Source organism: Streptomyces sp. NPDC051315, assembly GCF_044455165.1.
Lineage (GTDB): Bacteria > Actinomycetota > Actinomycetes > Streptomycetales > Streptomycetaceae > Streptomyces.
The window spans coordinates 39,502-62,894 of record NZ_JBITEN010000009.1; the positions used below are offsets into that span (position 1 = coordinate 39,502).

At 72.0% G+C, this 23,393-nt stretch carries 19 protein-coding genes; 5 read left to right on the forward strand and 14 right to left on the reverse strand.

The annotated features are described in order from the left end of the window. Nucleotides 1–51: 51 nt before the first annotated feature. From infB to rimP, 4 genes are all read right to left on the reverse strand, one after another. Entirely contained in the window at nt 52–3,165 is a 3,114-nt protein-coding gene (gene infB, locus ACIBBD_RS18560) for a translation initiation factor IF-2 (protein ID WP_399420502.1), read from the reverse strand. Between the two features lie 146 nt (nt 3,166–3,311). Next, nucleotides 3,312–3,608 carry a YlxR family protein gene (locus tag ACIBBD_RS18565; protein WP_399420503.1) on the reverse strand — a complete coding sequence of 99 codons (297 nt, stop codon included), beginning with the start codon at nt 3,606–3,608 and terminating at the stop codon, nt 3,312–3,314. A gap of 101 nt (nt 3,609–3,709) precedes the next feature. Further along, nucleotides 3,710–4,708 carry a transcription termination factor NusA gene (gene nusA, locus ACIBBD_RS18570; RefSeq protein ID WP_399420504.1) on the reverse strand — a complete coding sequence of 333 codons (999 nt, stop codon included), beginning with the start codon at nt 4,706–4,708 and terminating at the stop codon, nt 3,710–3,712. Nucleotides 4,709–4,710: 2 nt separating this feature from the next. Next, complete coding sequence (gene rimP, locus ACIBBD_RS18575; protein ID WP_399420505.1) at nt 4,711–5,220, reverse strand: ribosome maturation factor RimP; 510 nt, start codon at nt 5,218–5,220, stop codon at nt 4,711–4,713. Between the two features lie 215 nt (nt 5,221–5,435). On the opposite strand from rimP, the gene ACIBBD_RS18580 reads away from it, so the two are divergent. From ACIBBD_RS18580 to ACIBBD_RS18590, 3 genes are all read left to right on the forward strand, one after another. Continuing rightward, nucleotides 5,436–5,999 (forward strand): hypothetical protein, encoded by a 564-nt coding sequence (locus ACIBBD_RS18580; RefSeq protein WP_399420506.1) that lies wholly within the window; start codon nt 5,436–5,438, stop codon nt 5,997–5,999. Next, entirely contained in the window at nt 5,996–6,499 is a 504-nt protein-coding gene (locus ACIBBD_RS18585; protein WP_399420507.1) for a ferritin-like domain-containing protein, read from the forward strand. The genes ACIBBD_RS18580 and ACIBBD_RS18585 overlap by 4 nt, the downstream gene beginning before the upstream one ends. Before the next feature lie 110 nt (nt 6,500–6,609). Then, complete coding sequence (locus ACIBBD_RS18590; RefSeq protein WP_399420508.1) at nt 6,610–7,512, forward strand: aminoglycoside phosphotransferase family protein; 903 nt, start codon at nt 6,610–6,612, stop codon at nt 7,510–7,512. 243 nt (nt 7,513–7,755) lie between these two features. On the opposite strand, the gene ACIBBD_RS18595 is transcribed toward ACIBBD_RS18590, so the two are convergent. From ACIBBD_RS18595 to ACIBBD_RS18630, 8 genes are all read right to left on the reverse strand, one after another. Further along, the gene (locus ACIBBD_RS18595; protein WP_399420509.1) at nt 7,756–9,456 is read right to left on the reverse strand and encodes a proline--tRNA ligase; all 1,701 of its coding nucleotides are present in this window, start codon (nt 9,454–9,456) and stop codon (nt 7,756–7,758) included. A 107-nt stretch (nt 9,457–9,563) separates the two neighbouring features. Further along, the gene (locus ACIBBD_RS18600) at nt 9,564–10,094 is read right to left on the reverse strand and encodes a GNAT family N-acetyltransferase (RefSeq protein WP_399420510.1); all 531 of its coding nucleotides are present in this window, start codon (nt 10,092–10,094) and stop codon (nt 9,564–9,566) included. A 158-nt stretch (nt 10,095–10,252) separates the two neighbouring features. Further along, on the reverse strand, nt 10,253–11,101 hold the full coding sequence (locus tag ACIBBD_RS18605; RefSeq protein WP_399420511.1) for a GNAT family N-acetyltransferase: 849 nt from the start codon (nt 11,099–11,101) through the stop codon (nt 10,253–10,255). 501 nt (nt 11,102–11,602) lie between these two features. Continuing rightward, a complete protein-coding gene (gene ispG, locus ACIBBD_RS18610; protein WP_399420512.1) occupies nt 11,603–12,760 on the reverse strand; it encodes a flavodoxin-dependent (E)-4-hydroxy-3-methylbut-2-enyl-diphosphate synthase in 1,158 nt (385 codons plus the stop codon). 193 nt (nt 12,761–12,953) lie between these two features. Then, complete coding sequence (locus tag ACIBBD_RS18615; protein WP_399420747.1) at nt 12,954–14,246, reverse strand: M50 family metallopeptidase; 1,293 nt, start codon at nt 14,244–14,246, stop codon at nt 12,954–12,956. 8 nt (nt 14,247–14,254) lie between these two features. Beyond that, complete coding sequence (dxr, locus tag ACIBBD_RS18620; protein ID WP_399420513.1) at nt 14,255–15,517, reverse strand: 1-deoxy-D-xylulose-5-phosphate reductoisomerase; 1,263 nt, start codon at nt 15,515–15,517, stop codon at nt 14,255–14,257. Nucleotides 15,518–15,623: 106 nt separating this feature from the next. After that, nucleotides 15,624–17,558, reverse strand: coding sequence for an acyl-CoA dehydrogenase family protein (locus ACIBBD_RS18625; RefSeq protein WP_399420514.1), 1,935 nt, complete (start codon nt 17,556–17,558; stop codon nt 15,624–15,626). A 112-nt stretch (nt 17,559–17,670) separates the two neighbouring features. Continuing rightward, entirely contained in the window at nt 17,671–18,480 is an 810-nt protein-coding gene (locus ACIBBD_RS18630; protein ID WP_399420515.1) for an endo-1,4-beta-glucanase, read from the reverse strand. 271 nt (nt 18,481–18,751) lie between these two features. On the opposite strand from ACIBBD_RS18630, the gene ACIBBD_RS18635 reads away from it, so the two are divergent. Together ACIBBD_RS18635 and ACIBBD_RS18640 are read left to right on the forward strand one after the other, a co-directional pair. Then, entirely contained in the window at nt 18,752–19,765 is a 1,014-nt protein-coding gene (locus ACIBBD_RS18635) for a LacI family DNA-binding transcriptional regulator (protein ID WP_399420516.1), read from the forward strand. Nucleotides 19,766–19,932: 167 nt separating this feature from the next. Then, entirely contained in the window at nt 19,933–21,996 is a 2,064-nt protein-coding gene (locus tag ACIBBD_RS18640) for a TIM-barrel domain-containing protein (protein WP_399420518.1), read from the forward strand. Nucleotides 21,997–22,302: 306 nt separating this feature from the next. Here the strand turns inward: ACIBBD_RS18640 and ACIBBD_RS18645 are convergent, their stop codons facing one another. After that, nucleotides 22,303–22,476, reverse strand: a complete 174-nt coding sequence (locus ACIBBD_RS18645; protein WP_399420519.1) for a chorismate mutase — start codon at nt 22,474–22,476, stop codon at nt 22,303–22,305. Nucleotides 22,477–22,655: 179 nt separating this feature from the next. Continuing rightward, nucleotides 22,656–23,369 carry a hypothetical protein gene (locus ACIBBD_RS18650; protein WP_399420520.1) on the reverse strand — a complete coding sequence of 238 codons (714 nt, stop codon included), beginning with the start codon at nt 23,367–23,369 and terminating at the stop codon, nt 22,656–22,658. Between the last annotated feature and the right edge of the window lie 24 nt (nt 23,370–23,393).

The following is a 23,393-nucleotide window of genomic DNA, read 5'->3' on the forward strand; positions in this document are numbered from 1 at the left end:
GCGGCGCGCCGGCCGACGGGACAGCTCCCGTCGGCCGGCGCGAACCGTGGATCACACCCGCGGCTTCTCCCGCATCTCGTACGTCGCGATGACGTCGTCGACCTTGATGTCGTTGAAGTTGCCGAGGTTGATACCGCCCTCGAACCCTTCGCGGATCTCGGTGACGTCGTCCTTGAAGCGACGCAGGCCCTCGATGGTGAGGTTCTCCGCGATGACCTTGCCGTCGCGGACCAGGCGGGCCTTGGTGTTGCGCTTGACCTCGCCCGAGCGGATGAGGACACCGGCGATGTTGCCCAGCTTGGACGACTTGAAGACCTCGCGGATCTCCGCCGTACCGAGCTCGACCTCCTCGTACTCCGGCTTCAGCATGCCCTTCAGGGCCGCCTCGATCTCCTCGATCGCCTGGTAGATGACCGAGTAGTAGCGGACGTCCACGCCCTCGCGCTCCGCCATCTGCTGCGCACGGCCGGCGGCACGCACGTTGAAGCCGATGACGATCGCGTCCGAGCCCATCGCCAGGTCGATGTCGGACTCCGTGACCGCACCGACGCCGCGGTGCAGGACCCGGATGTCGACCTCTTCGCCGACGTCCAGCTGGAGCAGGGAGGACTCCAGGGCCTCGACGGAGCCAGAAGCGTCACCCTTGATGATCAGGTTCAGCTGCTGGACCTCGCCGGCCTTCAGAGCCGCGTCCAGGTTCTCCAGGGAGAACCTGCGCGTGCGCTTCGCGAAGGCCGCGTTGCGCTCGCGGGCCGCACGCTTCTCGGCGATCTGGCGGGCCGTACGGTCCTCGTCGACGACGAGGAAGTTGTCGCCCGCACCCGGGACGTTGGTCAGGCCCAGGACCTGGACCGGCGTCGACGGGCCGGCCTCGGCCACGTTGTTGCCGTTGTCGTCGAGCATGGCGCGCACACGACCGTAGGCGTCGCCCACGACCATCGTGTCGCCGACCCGCAGCGTGCCTCGCTGGACGAGGACCGTCGCCACGGCACCGCGGCCGCGGTCGAGGCGGGACTCGATCGAGATGCCCTGCGCGTCCTGGTTCGGGTTGGCCCGCAGGTCGAGCGAGGCGTCGGCCGTGAGGATCACGGCCTCCAGCAGCGAGTCGATGTGCAGACCCTGCTTGGCGGAGATGTCGACGAACATCGTGTCGCCGCCGTACTCCTCGGCCACCAGGCCGTACTCGGTCAGCTGACCGCGCACCTTGGTCGGGTCGGCACCCTCGACGTCGATCTTGTTGACCGCGACGACGATCGGGACGTCGGCCGCCTTGGCGTGGTTGAGCGCCTCGACCGTCTGCGGCATGACGCCGTCGTTGGCCGCGACGACCAGGATCGCGATGTCGGTCGACTTCGCACCACGGGCACGCATGGCGGTGAACGCCTCGTGACCCGGGGTGTCGATGAAGGTGATCTTGCGCTCTTCGTCGTTGACCTCGGTCGCGACCTGGTAGGCACCGATGTGCTGGGTGATGCCACCGGCCTCGCCCGCGATGACGTTCGTCTTGCGGATGGCGTCGAGCAGGCGGGTCTTACCGTGGTCGACGTGACCCATGACGGTGACGACCGGCGGACGGACCACCAGGTCCTCCTCGTCGCCCTCGTCCTCGCCGAACTCGATGTCGAAGGACTCGAGCAGCTCGCGGTCCTCCTCCTCCGGGCTGACGATCTGAACCGTGTAGTTCATCTCGCCGGCGAGGAGTTCCAGCGTCTCGTCGGAGACGGACTGGGTCGCGGTGACCATCTCGCCGAGGTTCATCATGACCGCGACGAGGGACGCCGGGTTGGCGTTGATCTTCTCCGCGAAGTCGGTGAGCGACGCACCGCGCGACAGGCGAATGGTCTCGCCGTTGCCGCGAGGCAGCATCACGCCGCCGACCGACGGGGCCTGCATGGCCTCGTACTCCTGGCGCCTCTGCCGCTTCGACTTGCGACCGCGACGCGCGGGACCGCCGGGACGACCGAAGGCGCCCTGCGTGCCACCACGGCCACCGGGACCGCCGGGACGACCGCCGAAGCCGGGACGGCCACCGCCGCCACCGCCCGGACCACCGGGACGGCCGGCGAAGCCGCCGCCACCGCCACCGGGACCGCCGGGACGACCGGCGAAGCCGCCGCCACCGCCACCGGGACGACCGGCGAAGCCGCCGCCACCCGGACGACCGCCGCCGCCACCGGGACGACCGCCGCCGCCGGGACCGCGGCCGCCGGGGCCGCCGCCGGGACGGGGGCCGGCAGCGGGACGCTGCGGCATCATGCCGGGGTTCGGACGCGGGCCGCCGGGGCCGCCACCGGGACGCGGAGCGCCGCCCTGCGGGCGGGGCATGCCGGCCGGCGACGGACGCGGACCGCCCGGAGCCTGCGGACGGGGACCGCCGCCCTGGCCACCGGGGGCCTGGGGACGGGGACCGGCGCCGGGAGCGCCGCCGGGACGCGGACCACCGGGGCCGCCCTGCGGACGGGGCGCCTGCGGACGGGCCATTCCGGCGTTGCCACCGGAGGTGAAGGGGTTGTTGCCCGGACGGGGACCGGCCGGACGGGCACCCGGACGCGGGGCGCCGGCGCCACCGGGGCGCTGACCCTGCGCGGCGGCCGGACGCTGGGCCTGGCCACCCTGACCCTGACCCTGGCCGGGACGGCCACCGGGCCTGGGGGCGCCGGGGCGCGGACCCTGGGCGGCCGGCCTCGGGGCCGACGGGGCGGACGGAGCCGACGGGGCCGACGGCGGAGCGGTGAACTCCGGAGCGGCCGGGGCCGGACGCGGCGCGGGCCTGGGGCCCGGACGCGGGCCGGGAGCCGACGGCGCGGGGGCCGACGGAGCCGACGGAGCCGACGGAGCCGACGAGGCAGCCGGAGCGGCGGGAGCCGCGGGCTGCTGAGCCGTCGGGGGCTTGGGGGCGGCCGGCCGCGGAGCGGCCGGACCCGGACGAGCCGCCTGCGCCGGGGACGGCGCGGCGGGCCTGGGGGCAGCCTTGCGCGGGGCGGGCTTGGCGGACTTGCCGCTGCCACCGCCCTGGAAGGCGTCAGTCAGTTTGCGTACCACGGGCGCTTCGATGGTCGAAGACGCCGAACGGACGAATTCACCGAGTTCCTGGAGCTTGGCCATGACGACCTTGCTCTCCACACCGAACTCCTTGGCGAGTTCGTATACCCGGACCTTAGCCACTTCGCTCCTTTGAGGTCCGGGTTGCGGCCGGACCGTCGCTACTTCATGGGCGTACTCATCGCGTACTCATCGAGTGCTCATCGCAATCTCGACCTGCTTTCGACTCGCGAGGTACCAGGGCCGCGCGGGGAACCGCGCGACGCTTCTTACGGTGTTGCCTGCTCGGCAACTGTCGTCTGCTCGACGTACTGGCGCAACGCCTTTGTGTCGAGCGCTCCCGGGGCACGCAACGCCCTCGTGAACGCCCGGCGGCGCACCGCCTGGTCGAGACAGACCAGGGCGGGATGCACGTACGCACCCCGGCCGGGCAGCGTACCGCGAGGATCGGGGACGCATGCGTCCTCGATCGCCACGATGCGCAGCAGCTCTGTCTTGGCCGCTCGCTCCCGGCACCCCACACAGGTGCGTTCAGGGCGTACTCGGGCGTGCGTCCGGCCAGACACAGTTAAGTCTACCTCCCCGTACCGACCTCACCCCTTTGGGCCAGGAATCGGACAGTTACCGCGCGAACACTGTCGTGATCTAAGCGCCCTGCGGCTGGGATCTATTCCCCGCGCTGCTCGCCGGGCTGCTCGGTGTCCGGCCGGATGTCGATCCGCCAGCCGGTCAGGCGGGCGGCGAGCCGGGCGTTCTGCCCTTCCTTGCCGATCGCCAGGGAGAGCTGGTAGTCCGGCACGGTCACCCGCGCGGAGCGGGCCTGGAGGTCGACGACCTCCACCTTGGACACCCGGGCGGGTGACAGCGCGTTCGCCACCATCTCGGCCGGGTCGTCCGACCAGTCGACGATGTCGATCTTCTCACCGTTCAGTTCGCCCATGACATTGCGCACCCGGCCGCCCATGGGGCCGATGCAGGCGCCCTTGGCGTTCAGGCCCGAACGGGTGGAGCGGACGGCGATCTTGGTGCGGTGGCCGGCCTCGCGGGCGATGGCGGCGATCTCGACGGACCCGTCGGCGATCTCCGGCACCTCCAGCGCGAAGAGCTTCTTCACCAGGTTGGGGTGCGTACGGGAGAGCGTCACGGACGGACCGCGCACACCCTTCGCCACCCGGACGACGTACGACCGCAGCCGCAGGCCGTGCTGGTAGGTCTCGCCGGGGACCTGCTCCTGCACCGGCAGGATGGCCTCCAGCTTGCCGATGTCGACGAGCACGTTCTTGGGGTCGCGGCCCTGCTGGACCACTCCGGTGACGATGTCGCCCTCGCGGCCGGCGTACTCGCCGAGCGTCGCGTCGTCCTCGGCGTCGCGCAGCCGCTGCAGGATCACCTGCTTGGCGGTGGTGGCGGCGATACGGCCGAAGCCGGACGGGGTGTCGTCGAACTCACGGGGCTCCTGCCCCTCCTCCAGGTCCTCGGGGTCCTCCTTCGCCCACACGGTCACGTGACCGGTCTCCCGGTTGAGCTCCACGCGCGCGTGACGGCGGCTTCCCTCGGTGCGGTGGTAGGCGATGAGGAGGGCCGACTCGATCGCCTCGACCAGCAGGTCGAAGGAGATCTCCTTCTCCCGTACCAAGCCCCGCAGGGCGCTCATGTCGATGTCCACGGCTACGCCTCCTCCTCTTCCTTCATGTCCTTCTTGTCCTTGCGGTTGAACTCGACCTGGACGCGCGCCTTGTCGATGTCGGCGAAGGCGAGTCTGCGGGTGGTGGCCCTGCGGCCCTTCACTCCGGGCACTTCGACGTCGAGGCCGTCGTCGTCCACGGTGAGGATGCGGGCGACGAGTTCGCCGTCCTCGTGCAGCTGGAACCTGACCAGGCGGTCCGTGGCCCGTACGTAGTGCCGGTGCTCGGTGAGGGAGCGCTCCGCGCCCGGGGTGCCGACCTCGAGGGTGTACTCGCCCTCGCCCATCGCGTCCGTCTCGTCGAGCTTCGCCGAGAGCGCGCGGCTCACATCGGCGATCTGGTCCAGGTCCGCACCGGTGTCCGAGTCGACGACGACGCGCAGCACGCGCTTGCGGCCGACGGAGTCCACGGCGATCTCTTCCAGATCGAGGCCCTGGGAGGTGACGAGCGGTTCCAGCAGTTCTCGCAGCCTCTCGCTCTGGGTGGTGCTCATCCGGGTGACTCCTCGGCCGCGTGTGCTGTTGTGGGTTGGTCGCGTGTCTGGTCAAAGGGTATCGGGTCGCGGGGGGTGTTGCCGTCCACCGGACGGCCACCGGGGCGCGTGCGGTGCCGATGAGTGGTGCCGGGGCGACGCGCGGGTACGGTGATCACGGGCGTGCCGCCCGCGATCGGTCTTCTTGTCACACGAGTTCCCCGAGGACGTCTGCCGTGCCGTTCCCTCCGCCGCCGCGCACCCCCTCGGGTCCGCGCAGAAGAACCCTGCTCGCCTCGGCCGCCGGGGCCGCCCTGCTCGTGGGCTGCTCCTCGGGCTCCGGGGACTCCGGTTCGGACGGTTCGGGCGGCGGCCCCTCGGTCACCGAGCGGGCACGCGCGCGTGCGGCCCGGGACAGCGCCGGACTGGTGGCGCGGTACGACGCCGTCCTCGCCGTCCATCCGGCGCTGGCGGGGCGGCTGTCGCCGCTGCGGGCGGAGGTCGTGCGGCACGTGACGGCGTTCGGGGGCGTCCGGGAGAGGTCGGCCTCCCCCTCGGCGTCCGCTTCCGCGGCGGCGTCGCCCTCTCCTTCGGCCCCGGCTTCCGGCGCGGCCGCGTCCGCCGCCGTCCCGGCGGGTGAGAGGGACGCCCTCGTCGACCTCGCCGCCGCCGAGCGGGCGCTCGCCGACCAGCGGATCGCGGCCCTGGTGGACGTGCCGGGCGAGCTGGCCCGGCTGCTGGCGTCGGTGGCGGCGGCCGGCGCGGCGCACGCGTACCTGCTGACGGAGGGAACCCGGTGAGCGAGAAGAAGAGCGGGCGACTGGCGGCCCTGCAGGCGGCGCTGGCCGCCGAGCACGCGGCAGTGTACGGGTACGGGGTCGTCGGCGGGCGCGTCCTCGAGGCGCGGCGCGCGGAGGCGCGGGCTGCCTACGACGCGCACCGGGCGCGTCGGGACGCGCTGGCGCGCGAGGTGCGCGACCTGGGCTCCGAGCCGGTCGCCGCGAGCGCCGCGTACGCGCTGCCGTTCCCGGTGCCGGACTCGGCCGCGGCGGTCCGGCTCGCGGCCGAGCTGGAGGAACGCGTCGCCGGGGTCTACTCCGACCTGGTGCGGGCCACCGGGGACGCGCGGCGCCGGGAGGCCGCCGGGGCGCTGCGGGAGGCGGCGGTGCGGGCGGTGCGCTGGCGCGGCGGGAGCGTAGCCTTCCCTGGGCTCGCCGAGCGGTCCGGCACGGGCCGGGAACCGGCCGCCACCGGCGCCGGACCCACGGCCACGGGAGCGGGCCCGACCCCGGGCACGTGACCGGAGGAGGGCCGGCGGCGGACGGAGCACGGCGGGACACGGACGGGCCGGGCACGACGGACACGGACCAGGGCAGAACCGGGCCAGGAGCAGGAAGGGACGACTCGCGCATGGCTTTCGAACCGCCGCAGCGTCTGGTCAGGGCACTCGGTGAGACGGCACCGCACGGTGACGACTGGCTGGAGAGGCTGCCGGAGGCGGCTCGACAGGCCGTCGCTCTACGCGAGTTGACCGTCGAACGGGTGCAGGTGCCGGGCGGGCGCAGCAGCCTGGTGGTGCTGGTGCGGTACGCCGACGGGACCCCTGCGGTGCTGAAGCTGGCCCCGCCCCGGTTCCGGCCGGAGGCCGAGCGGGCGGCGCTCGCGCACTGGGGTGGCCTGGGCGCCGTACAGCTGCTCGAGGGGCCCGTGACGGAGGGGGTGCTGGTGCTGGAGCGACTGCATCCCGATGTGTCGGTGCGGTCGTTGCCGGAGGCGAAGGCGCTGCTGGAGGCGGCGGGGACGCTGCGGCGGCTGTGGGTCGAACCGCCCGAGGACAGCGGCGCACCGGTGTTCGAGACCGTTGCCGAGCGGTCCGGACGACAGGCGGAGGCCATGCGGGCGAGCGCCGACACCGAGGTCGGCCCGCTGGTCGACGCGGCGCTCGCGGCGCGTGAGGACCTGCTGGCCGCGCCGCCGGAGCACCGGCTGCTGCACGGCACCTTCCGGCAGAGCAAGGTGCTGGCCGGTGAGCGGATGCCGTGGCTGGCCGTGGGACCGGATCCGGTGGTGGGCGAGTGCGCCTTCGACCTGGCCCGTCTCGTCCGGGACCGGGTGGAGGACCTGATCGCCTCGCCGTCCGGGGCGGCGACCACCAGGCGGCGCGTGAAGCGGCTCGCGGAGTCGCTGGAGGTGGACCAGGAGCGGCTGCGCGGCTGGACGCTGTTCCGCGCGGTGGAGTCCGGGCTGCGGGCCCGGCGTGTGGGCCGGGCGAAGGACGCGGAGCTGCTGCTGGAGTTCGCGGGCTGGCTCTAGTCGCCCACAGGCCGCCGCAGGCGCGGCGAGAGCGGCCGTGTGGCGCCGCCCGCGCGGACCGCCGCTCCTCTTCCCCGGTCCCCACGACCGTCCCCCGCCGCAGTGACGCTCCGTCACGCCTACGGTCGGGGAACGGTCGGAGAGAAGCCGTGCGCCGTCCGCACGCCTCGGCGGGGGGCTTTGGAGAAGCCTCGACAGAGGATCCCAGGGAGGCTTCGGACGGCGGCGGCCGGGGACAGCCGTCTACGCCGTCAGGCGGGCGATCGCCTCCTCCACCGTCAGCTCCTCGCGCTCGCCGGTCCTGCGGTCCTTCAGCTCGACCACACCCTCGGCGGAGCGGCGGCCCGCGACCAGGATCTTCGGTACGCCGATCAGCTCGGAGTCGGTGAACTTCACGCCCGGGGAGACACCGGCCCGGTCGTCGACCAGGACGCGCAGGCCGGCCGCCCGCAGCTTCTCCGAGACATCGAGGGCGAGTTCGGTCTGGAGGGCCTTTCCGGCGGCGACGACGTGCACGTCGGCCGGGGCGACCTCGGCGGGCCAGCACAGGCCCTTGTCGTCGGCGGTCTGCTCGGCGAGGGCCGCGACCGCGCGGGAGACGCCGATGCCGTAGGAGCCCATGGTGACGCGGACCGGCTTGCCGTTCTGGCCGAGGACGTCGAGCTTGAGGGCGTCGGCGTACTTGCGGCCCAGCTGGAAGATGTGGCCGATCTCGATGGCGCGGTCCAGGCTGAGGCCGGTGCCGCAGTTCGGGCAGGGGTCGCCCTCCTGGACGACCACGGCGTCGACGTACGCGTCGACCTGGAAGTCACGGCCCGCGACGACGTTCTTCGCGTGCGTGTGCTCCTTGTTGGCGCCCGTGATCCACGCCGTGCCCGGCGCCACGCGCGGGTCGGCGATGTACTTCACCTTCTCCAGGCCCTGCGGACCGACGTAGCCGCGGACCAGGTCCGGGCGGCCCACGAAATCCTCCGCGGTGACCAACTCGACGGCGGCCGGGGCGAAGTGGGCCTCGACCTTGTCCATGTCGACCTCACGGTCGCCGGGCACGCCGACGGCGACGATCTCGCCGTCCACCTTGACGAGGAGGTTCTTCAGGGTGGCGGAGGCCGGGACGCCGAGGGAGGCGGCGAGGGTCTCGATGGTCGGGGTGTCGGGGGTCGGGATCTCCTCGGCCGCCGGGACGGCGGAACCGTCCACCGGCTCGAGCGCGTAGGTGATCGCCTCGGTGTTCGCCGCGAAGTCGCAGTTCGGGCAGTCCGCGAAGGTGTCCTCCCCGGCCTCCGCCGGGGCGAGGAACTCCTCGGACTTCGAGCCGCCCATCGCGCCCGCGGTGGCGGCGCAGATGCGGTAGTCCAGGCCGAGACGCTCGAACACCTTCTGGTACGCCTGGCGGTGCAGGGCGTAGGACCGGGCCAGGCCCTCGTCCTCGGTGTCGAAGGAGTAGGAGTCCTTCATCAGGAACTCACGGCCCCGCAGGATGCCGGCGCGGGGGCGGGCCTCGTCACGGAACTTCGTCTGGATCTGGTAGAGGATGACCGGAAGGTCCTTGTAGGAGGACGCCTGGTCCTTCACGATCAGCGTGAAGATCTCCTCGTGTGTCGGACCGAGCAGGTAGTCGCCGCCCTTGCGGTCCTTCAGCCGGAACAGCTCCGGGCCGTACTCGTCCCAGCGGCCGGTGGCCTCGTACGGCTCCTTCGGCAGCAGGGCGGGGAGCAGCACCTCCTGGGCGCCGATCGCGTCCATCTCCTCGCGGACGATGCGCTCCACGTTGGCGAGGACCTTCTTGCCCAGGGGCAGCCAGGTCCAGATGCCGGCGGCGGTGCGGCGGACGTAACCGGCGCGGACGAGGAGCTTGTGGCTGAGGACCTCGGCGTCGGCGGGGTCGTCGCGCAGGGTCTTCGCCATCACCTGGGACATGCGCTGGACCGGTGCGTTCGCCATGGTTCTCGTACTCCTGCAGCTGGGGGTCCCCCCGCCCGGGCGGAGCCGGGCGTGGGGGAGGGTGATGTCAGGAGGTTAGCCGGGAGCCCTGGGTGGCCGGAAATCCGTTACTTGCGGAGCAGCGGGAGGGGGGCGCCCATCACCGCGTACGGGCGGGGGGCGCTGGGGAAGAGGACGCGGCGGGCCAGGTCCTGGTAGCCGAGGGAACGGTAGAGGGCCCGTGCCGGGCTTTCCGTGTCGATCGCGGAGAGGATCGAGCGGGGCTGCGTGGCGGTGTCCGTGATGGCGGTGATCAGGGCCCGGCCCGCGCCGCGGTTCTGGTGGGCGGGGTGGACGTGGAGCTCCGTGATGACGAAGGAGTCGTCGAGCCAGTGGTCGTTCCCCTGGGCCCGGAGGTAGGGCTCCACGACGGTGGACCACCAGTGGGTGCGGTCGTTGGGCATGCCGTAGACGAAGCCGACGAGCCTGCCTCCGGTGGTGGCGCCGAGGGCTCTGGCCCCGGGGTGGGTCATGTGACGGATGACGATCTGGCGGCGTACGGCCACCTCGTCGGGGCCGAGTCCGAAGGCTACGGCTTGGACGGCCAAGGCCTCGTCCACGTGGGCTGTGAGGTCCAAGGGGCCGATGACGAGGTCCATGCCGGGAGCGTACAGGGGGGTGACCGGGTCGTGCCGGGTGCGGGGTGTCCTGGGCGGTCACGGCCACGCGGCGCAGCGGCACACCGGTGTCGCCCGGCGCCCCGCGTGGGTGTGCCCTTCACGTTCCCTGGTCGCGTTCCCGGAACCGGTCGCGTTCCCTAGAAGAGGACGCTCATGAACGCGCCCACTTCCTGGAAGCCCACCCGCCGGTACGTGCGCCTCGCCGCCGTGTTGAAGTCGTTGACGTACAGGCTCACCACCGGGGCCACGTCCGACAGCGCGTACCGCAGGACCGCCGCCATGCCGGGGGCCGCCAGGCCCCGGCCCCGGTACGCGGGGTCCACCCAGACGCCCTGGATCTGGCAGGCCTGGGGGGTCGCCGCGCCGATCTCCGCCTTGAAGACGACCCTGCCCTGCTCGTCGAGGCGGGCGAAGGAGCGGCCGGTGCCGACGAGTTCGGCGATCCGGGCCTGATACAGCAGGCCTCCGTCGCCGGCCATCGGGGAGACGCCGACCTCCTCGGTGAACATCGCCACGCACGCCGGCATGATCGCCTCCATCTCGTCCTTGCGGATCCGGCGGACGTGGGGATCGGGCGCGATGTCGGTGGGCATGCGGTCGGCGACCATCAGGGGCTGGCGGGCGCGGACCTCGCGGGCCGGGCCCCAGTGCGGTTCCAGCAGGCGCCACAGCAGGGCGGTGGCTTCGGCGGGGCCGACGATGGAGGAGCAGCGGCGGCCGGCCCGGCGGGCGCGGTCGGCGAAGGCGCGGACGGCGCGGGGGGTGGCGCAGATGGGGACCAGGTTGGCGCCGGCGTAGCACAGGGACGTCAGCATGCCGTCCTCGTACCAGCCCCACATCTCGCCGCCGAGCCGCCACGGGTCCAGGCCCGCGACCTGCACACGGGAGGTCACGAAGGCGTTGGCGACCGGCTCGCGGTCGAGGACGGCGAGCGCGGCGTCCAGGTCGCTCGGTTCGAGGACCCGGGAGGTCGTCTGCGTCAACACGTGCGGGCCTCACACTCGGGTCTGCCTGATTTCCGCACTGTACCTGCGGTGGCTGAGCGGCGTCGCCCTGTGGTGGGTGCCGCTCGTCGGGGGTGGGCGTGGGAGGGGGTCCCGTCCCTGGGGGCTGCCGCCCCCGGACCCCCGCCTCGGCCCTTGACGGGCCTCGTCCTCGAACGCGGGACGGGCCGGACTGCCCTGCCCGGCGCTCCTAGGCGGACGGGCCGGGTCGCGCCGGCCCGTGCTCCGTGTCCGACGGGCCGGACTGCCCCGGCGGCGCTGTACCGCCGACGGGCCGGGGCGGGCGGAGCCGGCACTCGCCAAGCCGACGGGCCGGACTGCTCTGGCCGGCGCGGTGAGTGCGGCGGCACTCGCAGGCCGACGGGCCAGGTCACCGGACCGGCATGTGAGCCGACAGGCCGGGCCGGCCGGGCCCGCACCCGCGCTGGCAAGTCGGCGGCCTGACGGTGCCGGCCCGTGCGTGCCCGGGGTGCGTCGGAGGCGTCAGCCCGCGACCGCCACCGACGGTTCGCCCGAGGCGACGCCCTCCGCCTCCATCTGCTCGGCCAGCTTCATGGCCTCCTCGATGAGGGTCTCCACGATCTTGGACTCGGGGACGGTCTTGATGACCTCGCCCTTGACGAAGATCTGGCCCTTGCCGTTGCCGGAGGCGACACCGAGGTCGGCCTCGCGGGCCTCGCCCGGGCCGTTCACCACGCAGCCCATGACGGCCACGCGCAGCGGGACCTCCATGCCGGTCAGGCCCGCGGTGACCTCCTCGGCCAGCTTGTAGACGTCGACCTGGGCGCGGCCGCAGGACGGGCAGGAGACGATCTCCAGGCCGCGCTGCTTGAGGTTGAGCGACTCCAGGATCTGGTTGCCGACCTTGACCTCCTCGACCGGCGGGGCCGACAGGGAGACGCGGATGGTGTCGCCGATGCCCTGGCTGAGCAGCGCGCCGAAGGCCACCGCCGACTTGATCGTGCCCTGGAAGGCGGGGCCGGCCTCGGTCACGCCGAGGTGGAGGGGGTAGTCGCACTGGGCGGCGAGCTGGCGGTAGGCCTCGATCATCACGACCGGGTCGTTGTGCTTCACGGAGATCTTGATGTCGCGGAAGTCGTACTCCTCGAAGAGGGACGCCTCCCACAACGCCGACTCCACCAGCGCCTCCGGCGTCGCCTTGCCGTACTTCTGGAGCAGGCGCCGGTCCAGCGAGCCCGCGTTCACGCCGATGCGGATGGGGGTGCCGTGCTCCTTCGCCGCCTTGGCGATCTCCTTGACCTTGTCGTCGAACTGCTTGATGTTGCCCGGGTTGACCCGGACGGCGGCGCAGCCCGCCTCGATGGCGGCGAAGACGTACTTCGGCTGGAAGTGGATGTCGGCGATGACCGGGATCTGCGACTTGCGGGCGATGGTGGCGAGGGCGTCGGCGTCGTCCTGGGTGGGGCAGGCGACACGGACGATCTGGCAGCCGGACGCGGTCAGCTCGGCGATCTGCTGGAGCGTGGCGCCGATGTCGGACGTACGGGTCGTGGTCATCGACTGCACGGACACGGGGGCGTCTCCGCCGACCGCCACGGAGCCGACCTGGATCTGCCGGCTCTTCCGGCGCTCGGCGAGCTTGGTCGGAACGGACGGCATGCCGAGAGAAATCGCAGTCATCTGCTGTGCAACCCCAAGTCGTGGATCAAGGTCCGGTCCCGTGAGCAGCGGGCTCCGGCCTCCGAGATTACGGCACGGGCGCGGGCCGGAGCACATCCCGCTCGTGGATCCGCTCGGAGGGGTGGACGGTCCGGGCCCGGGACGGCGAACGGCCGGACACCCAGGGTGCCCGGCCGTCACGAGCTCCGCGTGGCTAGGAGATTCTCACCGGGTTGACCACGTCCGCGATCAGCACCAGGATCGTGAAGCAGATGAAGATTCCGGCCACCACGTAGGCCACCGGCATCAGCTTCGCCACGTCGAACGGGCCCGGGTCCGGGCGGCGCAGCACCTTCGCGACGGTGCGGCGCAGCGACTCCCAGAGCGCGCCCGCGATGTGGCCGCCGTCGAGCGGCAGCAGCGGGAGCATGTTGAACAGGAACAGGGACAGGTTGAAGCCCGCGACCAGCATCAGCGCCATCGCCAACTGCTGGGTCGGCGGGATGTCCAGGGTGAAGATCTCGCCGCCGACGCGGGCCGCGCCGACCACTCCCATGGGTGAGTCGGGCTCGCGGGGGGCGCCGTCGAAGGCCGCGTTCCACAGGGCCGGGATCTTGCTGGGGAGGGCGGCGATGGAGTCGACGGCCTCGCCGATGCGGTCGCCCATCCAGGTCAGGGACTCCCCGAAGTCCTGTTTGACGATGCCGGTGGCCGCGCTGAAGCCGAGGAAGCCGGCGGTGACGTACTCGCCCTGGACGATCTGACCGGCGGCGTCCTTCTTGGCCACCTGGTTGGTGGCGATCGTCGCCTTCAGGGTGACCTCAGCGCCGTCGCGTTCGACGACGATCGGGACGGTCTTGTCGGGGTGGGAGCGGATGAGGTCGGAGAGCTCGTTCCAGTCGCTCGTCCGCACGCCGTCGAAGGCGACGATCCTGTCGCCCGCCTTCAGGCCCGCGGCCGCGGCCGGGGAGGCCGGGTCCTCGGCGGTGCAGTTGTCGCGGTTCTCGCTCTGCTTGATGACGCACTGGGAGACCGAGCTGACCGTGGTGGTCTGCTGGGAGATGCCGAAGCCCATCAGGACCGTGAGGAACAGCGCCACCGCGAGCACCAGGTTCATGAACGGGCCCGCGAACATCACGATGACCCGCTTCCACGGCTTGCGGGTGTAGAAGAGGCGGTTCTCGTCGCCGGGGCGCAGCTCCTCGAACGCGGCCGAGCGGGCGTCCTCGATCATTCCGCGCCACGGCGAGGTGGAGCGGGCGGCCATCCGGCCGTCGTCACCGGGCGGGAACATGCCGATCATGCGGATGTAGCCGCCGAACGGGATCGCCTTGATGCCGTACTCGGTCTCGCCCCTGGTGCGCGACCACAGGGTCGGGCCGAAGCCGACCATGTACTGCGGCACTCGGATGCCGAAGAGCTTGGCCGTGGACAGGTGCCCCAGCTCGTGCCACGCGATCGAGATCAGCAGGCCGATCACGAAGACGACTATGCCGAGGATCATCATCAGGGACGTCATGCACGCGCCTCCGCGGTCGCCGTCTGTGCTGTCAGTTCCCGGGCCCGGGCCCGGGCCCAGGTCTCCGCCTCGAGGACGTCCGACACGGTGAGTGAGGTTCCCGCGACCGGTGTGCCGTGCTCCTCGACCACCCGTGTCACCGTCTCCATGATCCCGTTGAACGGCAGCGCGCCCCGGCGGAACGCCTCCACGCACTCCTCGTTGGCGGCATTGAACACCGCCGGGGCCGTGCCCGCGAGCTCGCCCACGTGCCGGGCGAGGCCGACCGAGGGGAAGGCCTCGTCGTCGAGCGGGAAGAACTCCCAGGTCGACGCCTTGCTCCAGTCGAAGGCGGGCGCCGCGTCGGGTACCCGCTCGGGCCAGCCGAGGCCGATGGCGATGGGCCCGCGCATGTCGGGGGGCGTCGCCTGCGCCAGTGTCGATCCGTCCGTGAACTCAACCATCGAGTGGACATACGACTGGGGATGCACGACGACCTCAATGCGGTCGAAGGGAATGTCGTAGAGGAGGTGCGCCTCGATGACCTCCAGGCCCTTGTTGACGAGGGTCGCGGAGTTGATCGTGATCACCGGGCCCATGGCCCAGGTGGGGTGGGCGAGGGCGTCCTCGACGGTGACGTGCGCCAGCTGTTCCCTCGTACGGCCGCGGAAGGGGCCGCCGGAGGCGGTGACGACCAGCTTGCGCACGTCCGCGCGGGTGCCGGCGGCGAGGGCCTGGAAGAGGGCCGCGTGCTCGGAGTCCACCGGGATGATCTGGCCGGGCTTGGCGAGCTCCTTGACCAGCGGGCCGCCCACGATGAGCGACTCCTTGTTGGCGAGCGCGAGGGTGCGGCCCGCCTCCAGGGCGGCGAGGGTGGGCGCGAGACCGATGGAGCCGGTGATGCCGTTCAGCACGGTGTGGCAGTCGGAGGCGGCGAGCCGGGTGGCCGCGTCCGGCCCGGCGAGGATCTCGGGGAGCGGCTCGCCGGTGCCGTACTCCGAGGTGAGCGCCTCGCGCAGGGCCGGTACGACGTCCTCGCGGGCGACCGCGACGGTCCGCACCCGCAGCCGGCGGGCCTGCTCGGCGAGGAGGGTGACCCGGCCGCCGTTGGCGGACAGGCCGGTCACCCGGAAGCGGTCCGGGTTGCGCAGCACGAGGTCGATGGCCTGGGTGCCGATCGACCCGGTGGAACCGAGGATCACCACGTCCTTCGGGCCGTCGCCCGCCACGGGGTCGTAGACGAGGTGCGGGTCGGCGAGGGGGGCTGGACTGTCGCTCATCCCCCCATTGTCGCCGCAACGGATGTGCCGGTGGACAGGGTGTCCCCCACGGTCCCCCTCATGGGTGGGAGCGGGCGGGGGACACCCGGCGGCGGGTGGGCGGTCGCTACCCGATCGGGCGGTGGACGTTCTCCCGGGTGCTGGGTCCGGGCGTGGTGTCGGCGATCCACGGGCCCTCGCCCGACGGGTCGACGATGCCCTGCTCCAGCCACTCGTAGGTGCCGGTGAGGACGCCCTTGACGACCTTGCGGTCGAGGTCGTCGGTGTTGGACCACAGGCGGGTGAAGAGTTCCTCGACGCGGATGCGGGACTGGCGGCAGAAGACGTCGGCGAGCTGGTAGGCCTCGCGGCCGTGCTCGCCGCGGGAGCGCAGCAGCTCCGCGCGGACACAGGCCGCGCTCATCGCGAACAGCTCCGCGCCGATGTCGACGATCCGGCCGAGGAAGCCCTGCTTGGTCTCCATCCGGCCCTGCCAGCGGGACATGGCGTAGAAGGTGGAGCGGGCGAGCTTGCGGGCGTGGCGTTCGACGTACCGCAGATGCGGGGAGAGGTCGACCTCGTGCTTGAACTCCGCGTACGACGAGGGCAGTTGGCCGGGGCCGGCGACCAGCTTGGGGAGCCACCTGGCGTAGAAGACGCCCGCGTTGGCGCCCGCCCTCGCCTTGTCCTGGAGGGACTTGTCGGGGTCGATGAGGTCGCCGGCGACGGAGAGGTGGGCGTCGACGGCCTCGCGGGCGATCAGCAGGTGCATGATCTCGGTGGAGCCCTCGAAGATGCGGTTGATGCGCAGGTCGCGCAGGAGTTGTTCGGCGGGGACCGCCTTCTCGCCCCGGGCGGCCAGCGAGTCGGCGGTCTCGAAGCCGCGGCCGCCGCGGATCTGGACCAGTTCGTCGGCCATGCGCCAGCCCATCTCGGAGGCGAAGAGCTTGGCCAGCGCGCCCTCGATGCGGATGTCGTTGCGGTCCTCGTCGGCCATCTGGCTGGACAGGTCCAGGACGGCCTCCAGGGCGAAGGTCGTCGCCGCGATGAAGGAGATCTTGGCGCCGACGGCCTCGTGGTGGGCGATCGGCTTGCCCCACTGCTCGCGGGCCTCCGACCACTCGCGGGCGATCTTCAGGCACCACTTCCCGGCGGCCACGCAGGACGCCGGCAGCGACAGCCGGCCGGTGTTCAGGGTGGTGAGGGCGATCTTGAGGCCGGCGCCCTCGGGGCCGATGCGGTGCGCGGCGGGGACCCGGACCTGGTGGAAGCGGGTGACGCCGTTCTCGATGCCGCGCAGTCCCATGAAGGCGTTGCGGCTCTCGACGGTGACGCCGGGCGAGGCGGTCTCCACGACGAAGGCGGTGATGCCGCCGGGGTGGCCCTCCGACTTCGGCACCCGGGCCATGACGACCAGCAGGTCGGCGACCACGCCGTTGGTGGTCCACAGCTTCACTCCGTCGAGGACGTAGTCGTCCCCGTCGGGCACCGCGGTGGTGGCGAGGCGGGCCGGGTCGGAGCCGACGTCCGGCTCGGTGAGGAGGAAGGCGCTGATGTCGGTGCGGGCACACCGCGGCAGGAACGCCTCCTTCTGCTCCGGGGTGCCGAACAGCTTCAGCGGCTGGGGGACGCCGATCGACTGGTGCGCCGAGAGCAGTACGCCGATCGCCGGGCTGGCCGAACCGGCCAGGGCCAGCGCCTTGTTGTAGTACACCTGGGTGAGGCCGAGTCCGCCGTACTTGGGCTCGATCTTCATGCCGAGGGCGCCGAGCTCCTTGAGCCCGTTGACGACCTCGTCCGGGATCCGCGCCTCGCGCTCGATGCGGGCGCCGTCCACCTTCGTCTCGCAGAAGTCGCGGAGCTTGGTCAGGAACTGTTCGCCGCGCCGCACGGCCTCGTCGGTGGGCAGGGGGTGGGGGTGGATGAGGTCGAGGCGGAAGCGGCCCAGGAACAGTTCCCTGGCGAAGCTGGGCTTGCGCCAGTGCTGCTCGCGGGCGGCCTCCGCCACTTGGCGGGCCTCACGCTCGGTGACGACGGGTTTCTTGACGGGTGGTGCGGACATGAGGCTCACCTCGCCGCGAATCGGGATCTGGGACCTGAATCGGTTACTGACGGGTCCTACCCGATCGTTGGTACCCGATCCGGGGCGGACCCACCACCCCTCGCGCGGCCGTTCAGCCGACGGTGACCGCGTAGGACGTGGTGTCCAGCCGGCCCGTTCCCTTGAAGACCTCGGTGCCGGCCTCGATGCCGGAGACGTACTTGTCGTTGCTCAGGAGCTTGCGCCGAACGAGTGCCTGGGTGAAGTCGTCGAGGTTCAGCGAGGCCTTGGTGGTGTTGGCGCGGCGGACGAAGGAGTAGACCTTCCAGCCGATGTCGCCCTGATAGATGTCCCACATCGCGCCGCCGAGGCTGACGCTGCCGTACCTGGTGCCGAGCGGGCCGGCACCGCCCTGGCGGTTGAGCCAGATCATGATCTCGTCGGTGGGCTGGTCCTGCCAGTCCGCGGTGTTCTTGGTGTGCAGCCACAGGTCGTAGGCGACGTTCATGGTGCCGGGGTTCGCCGGGAGGGAGAACTCCCAGGTGGTCCGCACCGGCTTGCGGTCCCCGACCCGTACCGGCAGCTGGGTGCTCGCCCTGTCGGCCTTCCAGCCCCAGTGCCAGCCGAGGACGGTGCTCGCGTACGACTTCACGTCCGCGTCGGTGCCCTTGCTGTTGTTGGCCCAGGTGTAGTTCGTGCCCCAGGAGATCGTGGAGCCGTTCGCGGAGTTGCCCCACACGCACTGGCTGCCGGTGCCCCTGTCCTGACCCCAGAGGTTGTTGTTCACGTAGTACTTGCCGAGCGTGACGGTGTCGAACGCCGCGCACTTCTTGCTCGACTCGCCCGCCTGGGCGACGGTGACGCCGGCGGCGGCCGCGAGGGCGACCGCTCCGGCGGTGAGGGTCTTCGCCGTCGTGGAGAGGCGGGGGCGGCGGTGCTGCATGGGGGTCCTTCCGGGGGAGTCGCGCTGACGCCTTCCAGTGGCCGCCGGGGCGCGGGAGGTTGCCGTCCGTCGCGGATCCCTCCCGGCGGGCGTCCGCGCGTGGTAGGCAGGGGTCCTCCCCCTGTTCCGGCCTCTCTCCTGGAAGTCGTTGTCGAAGCGCTTCGACAACCTATGGACACCCACCCTCGCTAGAGCTACTGTCGAACCACCCTCACCCGCCCCTGTTCGCAGCGCGCACTGTCGAAGCGCTTCACAAAGCTTGGAGAGCTGGATGGTCACCCTCGCCGAGGTCGCCCAGCACGCCGGAGTCTCGGCGAGCACGGTGAGCTATGTCCTCAGCGGCAAGCGGTCCATCTCCGCGACCACCCGGCAGCGGGTCGAGCAGAGCATCCGCGAACTCGGCTACCACCCGAACGCCGGCGCGCGTGCCCTGGCCAGCAGCAGGTCCAACATCATCGCGCTGATGATCCCGCTGCGCACCGACATGTACGTACCGGTGATGATGGAGATCGCCATCGCGGTCGCCACCACGGCCCGCACGCACGGCTACGACGTCCTGCTGCTCACCGGCGAGGAGGGTCCCGACGCCGTCCGCCGGGTCACCGGCAGCGGACTCGCGGACGCGATGATCCTGATGGACGTCCAACTGGACGACGAACGGCTGCCGCTGCTGCGCGGCACCGACCAGCCGTCGGTCCTCATCGGACTGCCCGCCGACACCTCGGGCCTGACCTGCGTCGACCTGGACTGGAGCGCGACGGGCGCGCTGTGCGTGGAGCACCTGGCGATGCTCGGCCACCGCGACATCGCTGTCATCGGCGAGGCCCCCGCCGTCTACGAGCGGCACACCGGCTTCGCCGAACTCACCCTCGACGGACTGCGGTCCCGGGCGCGGGAGCTGGGACTGCGGATCCTGCACCGCCCGTGTGAGGGCGGGTACGACGCGATGGCCGTGACCCTGGCCCGGGTCCTCGACGAACGCCCGGGGACCACGGGGTTCGTGGTGCAGAACGAGTCGGCGGTCGAGCCGCTGCTCGCGCTGCTGCGCCAGCAGGGCCGGGCCGTGCCCGAGGACGTGTCGGTGGTCGCGATCTGCCCCGACCAGGTCGCGGTCCAGGCCTCGGTGCGGCTGACGTCGGTCGCCATCCCCGCGCAGGAGATGGGCCGGCACGCCGTGGAGCGCCTGGTGGCCAAGCTCGACGGACGGGGCAGCGACGACGTCGTGCTGCTCGCGCCCGAGTTGACGGTCCGCGCCAGCTCGGGACCGGCGCCCGCGGCGTCCTGACCACCCCTCCTCACCGTCCTGACCCCGTCCGCCCCCTCTCGGCCCACCGGTCCCCCGCGCGGCCGGGGCCCCTGTCCGTACCCCTCCGTGCCGTACCCCTCCCTGCCGCACCCCTCATGCCTTTCTCCTCCATGTCTCACTCCTCCAGGAGCACAGGAGCACCCCACGTGAATCAGCCCGCCGAAATCCAGACCGGTCACCCCGCGGTCAGCCTGGCGCAGTCCTCCCCCACTGTCGGTACCTTCCGCGAGCGCGACGGCGCGCTGGAGTGGAGCGGCCGCCAGGAGACCGTCCGCATCGAGCCGTGGGGCCCGGACGCGGTCCGGGTCCGGGCCCGGCTCGGCGGTCCCGTCCTCGACGGTCTGCCCGGCGCGCTGCTCGACGAGGCCCCGCCCGCTTCCTCCACCGTCAAGATCGAGGACGGGCGGGGGCGGCTGACCGTCGGCGCGCTGACCGTCGACGTCGCCGCCGAGGGTCTGATCCGCTTCCTGCGCACCTCCGACGAGGAGGAGCTGCTGGCCGAGGAGCGCGCCCACTTCTGGTGGCCCGGCCCGCGCCTCTACACGGCCGTCGGCAACGGCCACCACCGTCTGGAGCAGCGGTTCGCGGCCTACGAGGACGAGCGGCTGTACGGCCTGGGCCAGCACCAGCACGGCCGGCTGGACCAGAAGGGCCTGGTGCTGGACCTGGTCCAGCGCAACGCCGAGGTGGGCATTCCGGTGCTCACCTCCAGCCGCGGCTACACCCTGCTGTGGAACAACCCGGCGATAGGCCGCGTGGAGCTGGCCGGCAACGGCACGCGCTGGGTCGCGGACTCGGCCCGCCAGATCGACTACTGGATCACCGCGGGCGCCCCGGCCGACGCCCAGCGCCGCTACAGCACGGTGACCGGCCGCACCCCGATGCTGCCGGAGTGGGCGGCGGGCTTCTGGCAGTGCAAGTTGCGCTACCGCACCCAGGATGAACTGCTCGCCGTGGCACGCGAGTACAAGCGGCGGGGCCTGCCCCTGGACGTGATCGTCTGCGACTTCTTCCACTGGACGCACCTGGGCGAGTGGAAGTTCGACCCGAAGGAGTGGCCGGACCCGGCCGCGATGGTCCGCGAACTGGACGAGCTGGGCGTCAAGCTGGTGGTCAGCGTCTGGCCGTCGGTGTCACCGCTGAGCGAGAACCACCCGGTGATGGAGCAGCGCGGCTACTTCATCGGCACCCAGTACGGCCCGATGGCGCACGCCGACTGGCCGGACAAGGAGGTCGCGTCGACGGTCCAGGTGGCCTTCTACGACGCGACCAACCCCGAGGCCCGTGACTTCGTGTGGTCACGCGTCCGTGACAACTACCTGACGCCCTACGGCATCAAGGCCTTCTGGCTGGACGCCTGCGAGCCCGAGCTGAAGCCGGGCTTCCCGGAGAACCTGCGCTACTGGGCGGGGCCCGGCCTGGAGGTCGGCAACCTCTACCCGGCGGAGAACGCCCGCACCTTCTACGAGGGCCTGCGCGCGTCCGGCGAGGACGAGGTCATCACCCTCAACCGCTCGGCCTGGGCGGGCAGTCAGCGCTACGGCGCCGCCCTGTGGTCCGGTGACATCGGCACCGACTTCGCGACCCTGCGCCGCCAGATCGCGGCCGGCCTCAACACCGCGCTGTCCGGGATCCCGTGGTGGAACACGGACATCGGCGGCTTCCACGGGGGCGACCCGGACGACCCGGCCTACCGCGAGGTGATGGTCCGCTGGTTCCAGTTCGGCGCGCTCTCCCCGCTGATGCGTCTGCACGGTTTCCGCGACCCGGGCATGCCGCTGGGCCCGGAGATGACCGGCGGCCCGAACGAGGTGTGGTCGTACGGCGAGGAGGCCGGGGCCATCCTGGAGCGGTACCTGCGGCTGCGCGAGCGGCTGAAGCCGTACGTGCTGGACGTCATGCGGGAGGCGCACGAGGAGGGGCTGCCGGTGATGCGGCCGCTGTTCCTGGAGTTCCCCGAGGACCGGGCGACCTGGTCGGTGGACGACTCCTACCTCTTCGGCCGGGACCTGCTGGTCGCCCCGGTGCTGACGGCGGGCGCCACGACCCGCACGGCGTACCTCCCGGCGGGCGCGAGCTGGACGGACGCGTGGACGGGTGAGACGTACGAGGGCGGTGCGGCCGTGACGGTCGACGCCCCGCTGGACCGGATCCCGCTGTTCCTGCGGGACGGGGCGCGGCTGCCCGTAGCGGAGCAGTCGCGTCGGTGAGGAGGGTGCGGCCGGTCCCGTAGGGGAGGGACCGGCCGCACTGCCGTGCGGGGGAAGCCGCGGCAGCGGCAGACCGAGGGCAGGGAGCGGACGCGGGCGCGGGTGTGCGGGGCGTCCGGGTGCCGTTCGTGGTGGATCCGGGCGACGGCCAGGGCCGGCTCCGGCCGGCACGACGGCTCGGCGCGCACCGGGGTCGAGTCGGCGAGGGCCGTCACGAGCCCGGTGTTGACGCGGTTGATCGTCTGCCGTACGGCGTTCAGGTCCGCTCTGCCGGTCGGGGCCTCGTCGGGCCGGGCCGTCCGGCGTCTACAGGCCGCGCTGGACGATCTTGTTCGCCTCGATCCGGTCGCGGAAGATCCGCCGGACCTCCTCCGGGTCGGCGCCGGCCCGCTCGGCCTGCGCGGCCACCGCGTCGAGGACCTGCTGTTCGCGGGCGGGATCGTCGATGGGGTTGTCGGTGCCCCACGTGGCGGCGGCCACCAGGTCGGCGGTGGCGAGGCGTTCGGCGGAGAGGGAGGCGGCGGCGTACAGGGCCGGGGGTGCCGCCGCCGCGGTGCCCGGTGCGGTGAGCAGGGAGGGCCGTCACGGCGGCGGCGATCAGTGTGCCGCGGACGGGGTGGGGATGCGCATGGTTCCCATGGAACCCCACCCCGCGCCGGTCAACTGCTGCTGACGGTCAGGTTGTTCGTCCGGAAGTCGAGCCCGCCCGAGGACGAGGTGATCTCGTAGCCGAACTGGACGTCACCGATGGTCTCGTTGCCGAACCAGCCCTTGGTGTCCTTGATCCACTTCAGGATCGGGAGGATGTTCACCGTGCCGGAGTTCGAGTCGGAGGTCCGCAGGAACGAGAAGACCTCGTTGGCGCCGTTGTTGCCCTTGTAGACGGCCCAGGTGTGGCCGCCGAGGGTCACGTTGCCCTGGGAGGTGCCGAGCGGTCCGACGGCGCCGTTGTAGTTGACCCAGAGCATGATCTCGTAGTCGTAGTCGGTGTCCCAGATGTCGTACGACGTGTTGTACGCGCCGGCCGACGGAACGGTGACGTTGTAGCTGCTGGTCAGTGAGGAGAGGGAGGTGATCGTCTTGTTGATCACCTTCTTGGAGTTGGGGTACGACTTGATGCCGCCGGTGTTGGGGTGGTCGGCCCAGACACCCCAGTTGGTGCCGGAGTTGGCCCAGACGCACTGGCTGCCGGCGCCGGAGCCCCAGATGTTGTTGTAGAGCGTGTAGCCGTTCAGGCTGGTGTTGCCCCACTGGTCGCAGGAGTTCCAGACGGCGGCCGAGGCGGGGGCGGAGGCGAGGCCGACGGTGGCGCCGAGCGCGAGGGCGGGGGCGAGCAGGACCTTGGCGAGCCTGCTCAGAGTGCGTGTTGCCATGGTGTCCCTTCCATGGGTGGGGGG

Bases quoted from the DNA above. Each gene is read 5' to 3' on its own strand.
- ACIBBD_RS18600 (WP_399420510.1), bottom strand. From the start codon at position 10,094: ATGGACCTCGTCATCGGCCCCTTGGACCTCACAGCCCACGTGGACGAG.
- ACIBBD_RS18590 (WP_399420508.1), top strand. From the start codon at position 6,610: ATGGCTTTCGAACCGCCGCAGCGTCTGGTCAGGGCACTCGGTGAGACG.
- ACIBBD_RS18650 (WP_399420520.1), bottom strand. From the start codon at position 23,369: ATGGCAACACGCACTCTGAGCAGGCTCGCCAAGGTCCTGCTCGCCCCC.
- ACIBBD_RS18615 (WP_399420747.1), bottom strand. From the start codon at position 14,246: ATGATGATCCTCGGCATAGTCGTCTTCGTGATCGGCCTGCTGATCTCG.
- ACIBBD_RS18595 (WP_399420509.1), bottom strand. From the start codon at position 9,456: ATGGCGAACGCACCGGTCCAGCGCATGTCCCAGGTGATGGCGAAGACC.
- rimP (WP_399420505.1), bottom strand. From the start codon at position 5,220: ATGAGCACCACCCAGAGCGAGAGGCTGCGAGAACTGCTGGAACCGCTC.
- ACIBBD_RS18625 (WP_399420514.1), bottom strand. From the start codon at position 17,558: ATGTCCGCACCACCCGTCAAGAAACCCGTCGTCACCGAGCGTGAGGCC.
- dxr (WP_399420513.1), bottom strand. From the start codon at position 15,517: ATGAGCGACAGTCCAGCCCCCCTCGCCGACCCGCACCTCGTCTACGAC.
- ACIBBD_RS18635 (WP_399420516.1), top strand. From the start codon at position 18,752: ATGGTCACCCTCGCCGAGGTCGCCCAGCACGCCGGAGTCTCGGCGAGC.
- ACIBBD_RS18630 (WP_399420515.1), bottom strand. From the start codon at position 18,480: ATGCAGCACCGCCGCCCCCGCCTCTCCACGACGGCGAAGACCCTCACC.
- ispG (WP_399420512.1), bottom strand. From the start codon at position 12,760: ATGACTGCGATTTCTCTCGGCATGCCGTCCGTTCCGACCAAGCTCGCC.